Source organism: Mycobacterium alsense (genome assembly GCF_002086635.1).
Lineage (GTDB): Bacteria > Actinomycetota > Actinomycetes > Mycobacteriales > Mycobacteriaceae > Mycobacterium > Mycobacterium alsense.
Genome location: NZ_MVHD01000085.1, coordinates 1 through 11,072, shown reverse-complemented (window position 1 = coordinate 11,072; position 11,072 = coordinate 1). Strand labels below are relative to the sequence as shown.

The 11,072-nt window shown below is 63.0% G+C and carries 9 protein-coding genes and 1 pseudogene; 4 read left to right on the top strand and 6 right to left on the bottom strand.

Going from position 1 to position 11,072, the window contains the following annotated elements; translation table 11 throughout:
- A partial coding sequence (locus BST11_RS25825) for a GMC family oxidoreductase (protein ID WP_142276580.1) occupies window positions 1–731 on the top strand: 731 nt, incomplete at its 5' end.
- A gap of 28 nt (window positions 732–759) precedes the next feature.
- Here the strand turns inward: BST11_RS25825 and BST11_RS25820 are convergent.
- Complete coding sequence (locus tag BST11_RS25820; RefSeq protein ID WP_244897784.1) at window positions 760–1,758, bottom strand: Gfo/Idh/MocA family protein; 999 nt, start codon at window positions 1,756–1,758, stop codon at window positions 760–762.
- 173 nt (window positions 1,759–1,931) lie between these two features.
- Here BST11_RS25820 and BST11_RS25815 point away from each other — a divergent pair, with 173 nt between their 5' ends.
- Window positions 1,932–3,212 (top strand): glycosyltransferase family 4 protein, encoded by a 1,281-nt coding sequence (locus BST11_RS25815; protein WP_158086828.1) that lies wholly within the window; start codon window positions 1,932–1,934, stop codon window positions 3,210–3,212.
- Between the two features lie 31 nt (window positions 3,213–3,243).
- Here the strand turns inward: BST11_RS25815 and BST11_RS25810 are convergent, their stop codons facing one another.
- Window positions 3,244–4,533 carry a glycosyltransferase gene (locus BST11_RS25810; RefSeq protein WP_083141039.1) on the bottom strand — a complete coding sequence of 430 codons (1,290 nt, stop codon included), beginning with the start codon at window positions 4,531–4,533 and terminating at the stop codon, window positions 3,244–3,246.
- 256 nt (window positions 4,534–4,789) lie between these two features.
- Between BST11_RS25810 and BST11_RS25805 the strand changes: the two genes are divergently transcribed.
- Together BST11_RS25805 and BST11_RS25800 are read left to right on the top strand one after the other, a co-directional pair.
- A complete protein-coding gene (locus tag BST11_RS25805; protein ID WP_142276579.1) occupies window positions 4,790–5,674 on the top strand; it encodes a putative capsular polysaccharide synthesis family protein in 885 nt (294 codons plus the stop codon).
- A 336-nt stretch (window positions 5,675–6,010) separates the two neighbouring features.
- A pseudogene (locus BST11_RS25800) lies at window positions 6,011–6,731 on the top strand (CmcI family methyltransferase).
- 113 nt (window positions 6,732–6,844) lie between these two features.
- Here BST11_RS25800 and BST11_RS25795 read toward each other — a convergent pair.
- From BST11_RS25795 to BST11_RS25785, 4 genes are read right to left on the bottom strand one after another with little or no spacing between them, the layout of a single operon-like run.
- The gene (locus BST11_RS25795; protein WP_083141037.1) at window positions 6,845–8,107 is read right to left on the bottom strand and encodes a glycosyltransferase; all 1,263 of its coding nucleotides are present in this window, start codon (window positions 8,105–8,107) and stop codon (window positions 6,845–6,847) included.
- Window positions 8,108–8,164: 57 nt separating this feature from the next.
- Entirely contained in the window at window positions 8,165–8,956 is a 792-nt protein-coding gene (locus tag BST11_RS28055; protein WP_067319709.1) for an ABC transporter permease, read from the bottom strand.
- Window positions 8,953–9,714, bottom strand: a complete 762-nt coding sequence (locus BST11_RS28050) for an ABC transporter permease (protein WP_169834962.1) — start codon at window positions 9,712–9,714, stop codon at window positions 8,953–8,955. The genes BST11_RS28055 and BST11_RS28050 overlap by 4 nt, the downstream gene beginning before the upstream one ends.
- The gene (locus BST11_RS25785; protein ID WP_067319715.1) at window positions 9,711–10,643 is read right to left on the bottom strand and encodes a daunorubicin/doxorubicin resistance ABC transporter ATP-binding protein DrrA; all 933 of its coding nucleotides are present in this window, start codon (window positions 10,641–10,643) and stop codon (window positions 9,711–9,713) included. The genes BST11_RS28050 and BST11_RS25785 overlap by 4 nt, the downstream gene beginning before the upstream one ends.
- Window positions 10,644–11,072 lie beyond the last annotated feature (429 nt).

The window sequence follows — 11,072 nt, the reverse complement described above, 5'->3', positions numbered from 1 at the left end:
GCTCCGGTGACTGGCCCAACGGGCTGGCCAACGGCTCGGACTACGTGGGCCGCAACCTGATGCGCCACCTGATGGACCCGTTCCAGGTCTGGCCGGAGCCCGGCTGCAACTTCACGGGCGCAAACAAGGAGATCGGGCTCAACGACTTCTACTTCTGGGAGGGCCAGAAATACGGCACCCTACAGTCATTCGGCGCGATGCCGCCCATGGAGATGATGACCAACCGCCCCGGCTGGCAGGGGAAGGCAATGCGTCTGATGAACCCGGTGGTGCGCCAGGTCTACGAGCGGTTCTTCACCGGTGGGCTGGTGCTGGCCGCGATCATGGAAGACCTGCCCTATCTCGACAACCGCATCTTGCCGCCCGACCGGCCCAGCGTCGACCGCCGCCAGCGGCTGCGCATGCAGTACCGCCTACACCCCAGCGAGTCCGAGCGCCACGCGGCGTTTCTCTCGCAGGTCAAAGAGGTGTTGCAGCCGTTCCGCCAAATCAGCCTGGGCAACGGCGAAGGCAACGCGAACCTGGGCCACGTCTGCGGCACGTGCCGCTTCGGCACCGATCCCCAAACCAGCGTGCTCGACGCCCACAACCGGGCCCACGAACTCGACAACCTGTACGTGGTGGACACCTCGTTCTTCCCGTCCAGCGCCGGTCTGAATCCCAGTTTGACGGTCGCGGCCAACGCCCTGCGGGTGGCCGAACACCTGAACCAGGCGCATTTCGCCAACTGACCGATCGGTGCGCTCGCGCGTTTGGCGGTCAGGCAGGCTCGCGGAGCGGAAGGCCGGCGGCGCGATAGATCGCATCAATGACGCTCATCGTCTCAAGTGCGTCGTCCGGCCCGGTCTTCACCGGTTCTCCCCGCAGCACGGCCGCGGCGAAAGCGTCAAGCTGATACGCATAGGTGGGCCGAGTGCCGAAGTTTTCCACACGTTTTCCGTCAGTTGACCGGACCGAGAACCGCTGGAAAGGAAATAGCGGATTGAGCCGCAGTTCCCCGCGGTCGCCAACCACGCTGGCCGTAAACCGCGGTGGAGCCGACGACCATATCGAGCAGCGCACTCGGCCGGTGTGCCCGCCCGCGAATCGCAACTCGGCCGTCATCGCCCGGTCGATTTCGGCGCCACGCAGTTTCGCGCGCGCCGAAATAACTTCTGGCGTCGAGCCGCCGAAGGTGCGGACCATGTCGACCGCATAACATCCCAGATCCATGAGCGCACCACCGCCAAGGGAGTAGTTGTAGCGGTTGGTGGAAAACTTGGGCATCCAGAAGCACCAGTTCGCCTCCACCCGCCGCAACTCGCCCAACTCCCCCGAGGCAATTATTTCCTCGACGCGCGAGGCGAACGGGTGGTAGCGATAATGAAACGCCTCCATCACCACCCGGTCCGCCTTGGCGGCCAGTTCGGCAACCTCTCGCGCCTCGGCGGCATTGGCGGTCAACGGTTTTTCGCACAACACGTGCTTGCCCGCGTCAAGCGCGGCCCGAGTCCACCTGCCGTGCAAGGCTGTTGGCAGCGGGTTGTATACCGCGTCCAGGTCGGGATCATCCAGCAGCGCTTCGTAGCTGTCGTGCACTCGCGGGATACCGTTTTTGGCGGCGAAAACTTCTGCATTGGAAACATCGCGCGCGGCCACCGCGGCGACCACGACTTCGTCGTTTTCCTTTGCCGGTTTGATCAGCGCCGCAGGTGCGATGCGCGCTGCTCCCAGGATGCCGATCCGCACCGAGCCGCTGCCTTCAGACACGGATCGGATGCTAACACCTAACCCCAGAACCACCCGGAGAGATCGAGCAATTGAAGCGACAGTCGACAATTGAGACCTATGCCTCGGTCGATCAAGGAAACATCGGGTGGCTCTGCCCCGGCTGGCACGCTTAATCGGCGCTCCGATAAGAACGTGGAATGGAAATCGGTCCCATGCTTCGTATGCCGGCACTGCTGTCGGCATACACTCTGGCAATGGTTGCTGCTGAACCCTTACGCCGCGTGGGATCCCGGCTTCGTGCAAACAAAGCATCACGCAGATCGAGCACGGTCCCCCGGGCGTTGGTGGTCTCGAACGTAGCCGATTTGGGCGGCGGCGGCGCGCTCTCTTTTTGTGACTTCATCTTGGCGCTCCAAAAAAAGCAGCCCGACCTTGATCTGGTCGGCGTCTTCCCGCGGAAGGGAAGCCTCGCGGCGGAGTGCGCTGGATACGGTATCCGGACCGAGATTACCTGGGTGCCGTCGTGGGCGTATCTCGAACAGTGGCGAGAACGCATCAGCTCGCGACTCACCAAGGCGCTCGTCGGCGCGTTTCTCGTACCACTCGCTAACGGGGTGGTCGCCGCGCTGCTCGTTCCAGGCATCTTGCGAGCACTGTTGCTACTCGTTCGACTGCGGCCGTCGATGGTGCTCAGCAACACGATGGTCATTCCCTCGCACGCCGTCGCGGCCAAACTACTCGGAATCCCGCACTACTGGATGGTCCACGAGTTCGGGAAAGACGACCATTGGTTTCGGTTCCTGTTCGGCGACCGTCAAACCATCCGCCTGATCGGCCGGCTGTCAGAATCGGTGATCTGCAATTCGCAGGCAGTGCAAAGGGCTCTGCTCGCACAAGCGCCGAACATGAAGACACACGTGATCTACCCGGTCGTCGACACCGCACTCGGCACACCGACGGAGCGGCGCCCGGGCGAGCGCATGCGCGTTGTGCTCGTCGGTCATTTCTTTCAATCCAAGGGACAACACGTCGCGGTCGAGGCCGTTGCCATTGCCCGGAAGGCCGGTGTCGAGCTCGAGTTGACGCTGGTCGGCCCCGGCGACCCCGAACCCGTGCGAAAGCTTGCACGAACTCTGGGCGTCGCCGACCTGGTGGACATTCACGGACCCACCAACGACGTCGGACCCTATTGGGCCGCCGCCCATGTCGGACTCATGTGCAGCGACTGCGAGGCTTTCGGCCGCGTCACCGTCGAGGCGATGAGAGCCGGACTGCCGGTGTGCGGGACGAACGCGGGCGGCACTCTGGAGATCATCGATCCGGGCGTCAACGGGCTGCTGAGTTCTGCCCGGGACGCGGAAGCGCTTGCGGCCAACCTGATGTTGCTCGAGTCGGACGAGGGCCTGCGGCGTCGTCTTGCTGCTGGTGCGGTGCAAACCGCGCAGCGCTTCGAACGCGACCGTCACGACAACGAACTCGTCACCGTTCTTGGCCTGTGTTGAAACGCAAGTACGAGGTGGCTTTGCGCAAACCTCAACGACCCGGTTTCACCGATCGGTCGACACGCCGTTGACGGGCGAAATCTTCCAAGAGACCGGCGGCGGCCGCGGCGCTTTCGGCGGGCCGGGTCATCCGGGTGGCGATCTCGCGGGCGCGAGTGAGGTATTCCGGGGCCAGGATGGTGCGAAGTTCTGCGCCCAGCGATTTGCGGGTAACGGACGAAAAACGCCGGGAGGAGCCGACTTTGAGTCGTTTGAGCTGGGCACCCCAAATAATTTGATCGGGCAGCGTCCAGAGGATCAACGTCGGAACTCCCGCGCGCAGGCCCGCGGCCAAGGTGCCCGCGCCACCGTGGTGCACGACCGCGCGGCAGTCGGGAAAGATCGTCGCGTAATTGACCGTGCTCACCACCTTCACGTGCTCGAAGTCGGGGGCAGTACCGAAGTCGCTCGACCCGGCGCAGACCAACGCCCGCTCGCCTACCTCCGCGCAGGCCGCGGCGATCATGGCGAGCGTGTCGGCCGGAGACGCGATGGGAATGGTGCCGAAGCCGAAGAAGATCGGCGGTGTCCCGGCGCCGATCCACGACGCGACCTCCTCGTCGGCATCGGTCGGCGACTCCATCGTCAGGGTGCCGACAAACGGCCGCTGGCCGTCGAATTTCGCCCACTCGGCGGCCAGCCCGGGAAACCACAACTGGTCGTAGGCCTGAATTTGCAGCGACCCGCTGTCGGTGATCCGGCGCGACGGGGGGTGCGTGGCCTTGGGTAGGCCCAGTTCCCGACGCTGCGCGTCGTCGGTCTTCTTCATCGCACGCCAGTTCATCCACTCACCCATCGCCCATGCGCGACGAATCAACGGCGCCGGCAAAAACGGCACGAGCTGCCCATTGGCGCGGATCGGGTAGTAATCCAGGGTGGCCAGCGGAATGCCGTAGTACTCGGCGACATTGGCGGCGGGCTGCTCGAAGGTCAGCCCGGTGAACAGCAGGTCGGCCCCTTCCGCCAACGAGGTGAGCGTCTTGCTCATCTCCTCCCAGCATTGGGCCGAGATCTCCAGGTTCTCGCGCTGCAACCTGCCGAGCTCGTTGATCTTCCACGGGGTGTGGAAGCGGCACGTCCAGTAGTTGCGCTGCGCGTCCAGCAGGGCCTGCGTGTCCAACCCATAGGCCACCGCCGCGAGGCCCGCCTCCTCGGTGAAGCCGACCAGGTTGGGCGAAACGGCCATACGCACGTCGTGCCCACGGCGCTGCAGCTCACGACCGACGGCGACGGAGGGCTCGACGTCACCGCGACTCCCGTAGCACGCGAGCACAAATTTCATCGCAGGCACTAGCCTTTCAGTTGTCATGGGCACTTTCAGGTGTCATAGGCATCCGCGAAGTCAGAAGCACCGACCATTATTACCGGTCGTCCGATCATCGGCGGGGCGTTGGGCCGACCTCGCCGGAAGACCTCTTTCCCTATCGGACCGACGATGCGCCACCTCCTCCACGCCCTCATGCGTCACGAGCCGATAATCTTCGCCCGATTGCCGTTGTTTCCTGGCGCTGGCAGTATGCCTGCGGCATACTGCCAGCGTGAAGCCCACTGCCAATGTGAAGACCATTCCCAGAACGAAGCAAATTGCCAGAATGAAGTGGACTCTGAACCCCGTGCTGGCCTGGCGGCGAACTCGCGGCCGCTTCCGGGATCCATTGTTTGTGTACCAGATGGGCAAGGTGGGCTCCACGACGATCGAGGAAACGCTCGAGGCCCGCTACCGCTACTACCATCTGCACAACCGCGCGGACTTCTCTTCGAAATACGAACCTTACCGTGTGAGCCGTCGCACCAGGGGGGCGGAGTACTTCGACATCATCACTGCTGTACGGGATCCGTTGGCCCGGAAGATCTCATGCTTTTTCCAACACCTTGCGGTGCATCCCGTGGTGAACCCCGTCGCCGAATATCCCTTTTGCTTCGAGTCGGTGGAAGCCGCCCAGAACGCGGGCATGGACGAATTGATCGCTCGGTTTCACGCATTTGACGACGGGGTGCGGGAGGCAACGGAATGGTTCGACCGCCACTTTGAACCGGCCACCGGTATCCGGATCTACGACCACGGGTTCGACCCAGAAAAGGGCTGGCAGATTTTCCGAGAAGCAAAATGGCGGGTATTGGTGCTGCGGTTCGAAGACATCAAGAAGAACTACCTGGATGCGCTGAACGAGTTTGTGGTGGAGCGCTATGGCGAGCCCTCCCGGGTCGACCGCCTCTGGCCGGCCAACCTTTCTTCCCGGAAGTGGTATTTCGATCTGATGCATGAGTTTCGACAGAATATACGGTTTTCAGAGACCGATATCGACGCCGCCTACAATACGCCTTATGCACGCTATTTTTACAGCGACCAAGAATTGACAAATATGCGATCAAAGTGGCGGAGAGTATCCACTAGCAGTGCGTCCGTAGATCGCAATCATTAGTGCCGCGGTATAGGTAGCGGAAACCCGTACCGCGTACCGGTGTCATCGTTCGGTGTCTTCCTCGCCATCGTGAGAAGGCAGTAGAGTACTGCGTTGTGGCAGGTGACGCAGGAGCGCATCGGAGCCGGCACCGCCGGCCACGCTGATGTGTGATCACCCGGTCCCGATCTCGCCACACGCTTGGCCCGTCGATTAAAGTGGTAACATCCGCAGCTAATAAATGGCGGCATCTGCTATGCGCTTGCGATACAGAGACAGCCCCACGAGCATTTTCATCAGAGGCCGGTGCAACGCCCGGGATTGAACCTCGGTAACAAAACGCACGGCGTCAACTATATGGCTCCATTACCGACGGCTCTGAGAAAAAAGCTGGCACGTGCTATTCAGATTTATTACCCAAGCTATTTTTATCAGCCTGCGGGCTCGAAAGGTTTAGAATATCACAAATGGTACTACAACACCGACGTGTGGAAGACGACCACCTGGATGGGCGTTGCCTGCCAGAAGTCGCCCAGCGATTCGTGGAACTACCAAGAAATCCTGTTTGAGCGGAAGCCCTCTTTGGTGATCGAATTCGGCACAAACTACGGGGGGCTCAGCCTTATATTTCGCCAACGTCATGCGGCAGATCGGCCAACCATTCAAAGTGCTTTCCGTGGACATCTCCCACTATAATCTCGAGCCAGCGGCTCAGGCCGATCCCGATATCTTGTTCGTCAAATCTTCTTCTACCGTTCCGGCTGTTGCCGACCGCATACAAAGTCTCAAAGGCGAGTACCCCGGCAAGATCTTCGCCATTCTCGACAGCGATCACACAATGGATCACGTATTGAACGAGATGAAACTATTGCGGCCGATTCTCTCGGCGGGCGACTATCTCTTAGTCGAATACTCCATGCTCAACGGGCATCCCGTTGTTCCGCTATGGGGACCGGGACCGTATGAAGCCATCGAGGCATACGAACAAGAATTTCCAAATGACTACACACACGACCTGGCGCGAGAGAACAAATTCGGCTGGACACAAGCGCCCTACGGATACCTGATCCGCAACTAGCGGTCGGTTTCGCCATTGGTTGACCGAAACGCCCTGGAATCCCGGAGCCTCGCGTTTCAGCATCGCTGGGAAACGACTGCCGAGGCCCAATCAACAGGAGCCGGTGCAGTTTGTCAGACTCGTCCGCCCGATCGTCCCGATGGCAGGCGGACGAATTGCTCCAGCGCATCGGCCGCGTTGGCAGCGCTTTCGTTCGGTTTGGTCATGCGCGTAGAGAGTTCGCGGGCCCGGGCGGCGTATTCGGGCGCAAGGATCTGGCGCAGGTCCGCGACCAGCGATTTCTCGGTGACGGTCGAAAAACGCCGGCCGACGCCCGCCTTGAGCCGGGCGATCTGAGTTCCCCACAGGGCCTGATCGGGCCAGGTCCAAAGAATCAATGCGGGAACCCCGGCGCGCAGACCGATGGGCGTGGTGCTGGAGCCGCCCTGGTGAACGAGCGCTCGGCACAGGGGAAAGATGGCTTCGAAACTCATCTCCTTCACCACCTTCACGTGCTCGAATTGCGGGACGTTGCTGAAATCGGATGACGCGGCGCAAACCAGCGCCCGCTCGCCTAACTGCTCGCAGGCGGCCGCGATCATGGCGATCGTGTCGGCCGGCGACTGCACCGGTGTGCCACCAAACCCGAAGTAAATCGGTGGTGTCCCGGCGGCAACCCATGACGCGGCGGCGTCATCGGCCTTCGTCGCCAACGCCAGCGTCAGGGTGCCGACGAAGGGCCGTTGGCCACCGAATTTCGCCCATTCGGCAGCCAGCCCGGGAAAGCCCGCCTCGTCGTAGGCCTGGATTTCCAGCGATCCGCGTTCCGTGATCCGCCGCTGCGGCGGGGTTGTTGCCTTGGGTAAGCCGAGTTCACGGCGCTGCGCGTTGTCGACCTTCTTGAGGATTCCCCGATAGTGCCGCCACTCGTTGAGCGCCGTGGCCGAGCGGATTTGGCGGTTGACCCGTCTCGGGGTGACATGCACGGTGGCCAGCGGAATCCCGTGATACTCCGCAATGTTGAGGGCGGAATCCTCGAGATTCTGATGGGTGATGAGCAGGTCCGCGCCTTCCACCAGCGGTATCAGCGGCTCGCTGGTCAGTCGCCAGGTCTGCGTGACCAGGGTCTGAGCTTCGAGCGATAACCGGATGAGGCGCGGGATGTTCAACAGGATGCGCAAATCCCTGGCGGGCGCCAGTCGGCGCTGCGTGTCGTCGAAGGATTTGAATTCCGGTCCGAATGGCACCGCCGCGAGCCCGGCCGTCTCGGCGAAGCCAACCAGGTCGGGAGTGACGGCAATGCGTATGTCGTGTCCTCTGCGCTGCAACTCACAGCCGAGGGCAACGCAGGGCTCGACATCACCGCGAGTTCCGTAACATGCCAGCACAACTTTCATTGCGCAACAGCCTTTCAAGTCTCGTGCGTGCGTTGGATGACGGCGCGACTGCAAGTGTCAGTGTGGGGTGATGGCTGCCGCGCGGTAACCGCGGACGGCCAGTGGTCCGATGACCGCGGCCAGACCCACGGCCCACACCACAGTCAGGAAAAGTGGCCACAACGCGGGATCGCCCGAAGCGAGTGCCCGCATGGACTCGATCGTCGGCCACATCGGCTGCATGTGCATTTGTAGCCGCACCGCCGAGGGCAGGTTTTCCGGGGGAATAAGGCCGGAGCTGGAGAACACCGAGCCGATGGATGGCACCGCCAGCCAGGAGAGCACGGCGCCGGTCCGAGACCGAACCGCGATCGCGATGACTGCCGTCGCGAACACGACAACGATCAGCACGGGCACCAAGACGAATGGAATCACGGCGAGCCAGCCGCCTTTGAACCGAAGGCCGAGCCCGACGCCGACCGCCGTGATCAATGCGGTGCTCACCAGTGTGCGGGCAGCCTCGGCGAGCAGCCGACCGGTCAGGGCGCTGGCCCGGTGTACGGGAAACACCCACAATCGGCCGATCAGACCGGTGTCGCGTTCGAAGGGAATGGTGCGCCCGGCGAGAACCGCCCCGAACATCGCACCGGCCACGGCGCACATCGGCACCAAGCCGTACAGACTGTCCGTGCCGGTGATTCTCAATATCGACTTGCCGACCAGCAGTTTGTAAGTGATCAGCAGAAAGGTCGGGAATACCAGAGCCTGGATCAGCACCGCCGGCTGGCGCCGCCACTCGGTGAGGAGCCGGCCGGCAAACACCAGGCTTTCGGCGGCCAGCGAGCTCCGCGCCGGCGCGTCGACGGTCATTGCTTCCGCCTTTGCACCCGCACCGCGATCGCACCGAACACCACGAGCAACGCGAGGCACCAGGCCAGGCTGGTCGCCAGATTGCTGACCACCACGTGGCCGCCGGCAAACCCGCGCAGGGTTTCCGTCACCTGCGAAATAGGCTGGTTGCGCACGAACGGATGCAGCCAATCGGGGAACGAAGCGACCGGCGCCATCCCGGTGGACAGCATGACCAACAGCATTTGGGGAACCAGCAGCAACTGAGTGAGCCCGCCGCTTCTCGCGATCCTGCCCTGCGACGACTCGGAAAGAACCCCCGCCGCGTCGGCCGCGAGCGATAGCGCCAACGTCAACGTGAGCGTAAGAACGGCAAAACCCACCGCGTAGCCGAACCCGCCGAACAATCGGAAACCGAAGGCGTACCCGACGGCGACCGCGGCGAGCAGGGCGAGGGTTCCCCGGAAGAGGCAGTACAGCATGCGGGCCATCATCGGTGTCACCAAAGATATGGGCAGGGTGCGAAGCCGATCCCCGAAGTCGCCACGCTCGTCGCGGGCGGCACGGTCAACGGTCGTTAGCGCACCGAGGAGTATCACTTGGACGATGACGACCGGTAGCACGTATTGCGGGTAGCTCATTCCACCGGTGTCGATCACGTTGTTCAGCATGAAGTTGAAGACAATCAAGCTCGCCGCGGGCGACAGAACCGCGAACGGCAAATCGTCGCGCATCGCGAGGCGCACCACTCGCTCGGTCAACGCAGCCAACGCGGTCACGTCGTGCTAACCCGCTCGGTGAGGTGCAAAAACGCCTCGTCCAGGGACGGCTTACGCAGCGCTATGTCGGCGAGCTCAACGCCGAGCCGGTCCACCCGGCGAAACACCTCACCGAGCGTCGCGACGCCGTCGGGCGAGCGCACCGACACGGTGTTCGCCTCGTAGTCGGCTTCGGCGCCGTCGAGGTCGGCGACCGCGGCGAGAATCTTGGGAAGCTCGGCGGGATTGACCGGGCTCACGGTGCAGTAGCCCAACCCCACGCGGCGCTTGAGGTCTTCGGCGGTCCCGTCGGCGACAATACGACCGTTGTTCAAAACGACGATCGAATCGCTGAGCATGTCGGCTTCTTCGAGGTACTGGGTCGTGAGCAGGATCGTGACGCCCTGGGTTGACAACGACGACACGAGGTCCCACACACCGCGGCGGCTGCGTGGGTCCAGTCCGGTGGTCGGCTCGTCGAGAAAAAGCACCTTCGGCAGCACCACCAGTCCGGCGGCGACGTCGATGCGGCGGCGCATCCCACCCGAATACGTTCGCACCGGCCGGTCGGCGGCGTGCGACATATCGAACTGATGGATCAAGGCGTCGGCTCGCAGCCGCGCGTGCTTGCGGCGCAATCCCCGCAGCCGGCCGAACAACACGAGGTTCTCCCGACCGGTGAGCTCGAGATCGATGGCGGCAAGCTGGCCGATGCTGCCGATGCTTGCACGTACCTGCGCCGGCTCCCGGACGACGTCGTACCCCGCCACAACGGCTCGGCCAGAGGTCGGCTGCAGCAACGTTGAAAGGAGTTTGATCGTCGTCGTCTTACCGGCGCCGTTATGACCGAGAAGAGCGCAAATCGACCCCGTCGGAACGGAAAAGCTCACGTCGTGCAAGGCGTGTATTGCTCCGTCGAACGTCTTGGCTACGCCGTCTAGCTCGATCACGATCACAGACGATACTCGTTGGTAGACACGTGTTGAGCAGAAACCGACTCCTTCGGTTTCGCGGTGGCCTTCTCGGCTCGCATGCCCTTCGACGCTCACGGCGTCGTCGTCGCCACCGGGCGGCGTTCGCGTAACTCCCAGTCACGCGCGTCGTGGCCGGGGCGGTACGTCCAGGTCCCAGGATTTGGTGAGGGCGACGTGCGACGCGGTAGCTGCAACCGGGATCTTCGACTGACACGCGGCCCGGGCAGTGAACGGGATCGCGAAAACCCTTGTGCACGACGACAATACACGTACTCGGCGCCCGGGGGTGATGCGGGCGCCAGGCGGGTCACACGTACGGCGGTAACGGAGGCAACGGGGGCAACGGGGGCAAAGGCAGCGGCGGCAGCGGCGGCAGCGGAGGCGGCGGCGGCGGAGGTGGGTTTG

Coding starts and splice junctions, on each gene's coding strand:
- BST11_RS25815 (WP_158086828.1), top strand. CDS start 1,932: ATGCCGGCACTGCTGTCGGCATACACTCTGGCAATGGTTGCTGCTGAA.
- BST11_RS25810 (WP_083141039.1), bottom strand. CDS start 4,533: ATGAAATTTGTGCTCGCGTGCTACGGGAGTCGCGGTGACGTCGAGCCC.
- BST11_RS25795 (WP_083141037.1), bottom strand. CDS start 8,107: ATGAAAGTTGTGCTGGCATGTTACGGAACTCGCGGTGATGTCGAGCCC.
- BST11_RS28055 (WP_067319709.1), bottom strand. CDS start 8,956: ATGACCGTCGACGCGCCGGCGCGGAGCTCGCTGGCCGCCGAAAGCCTG.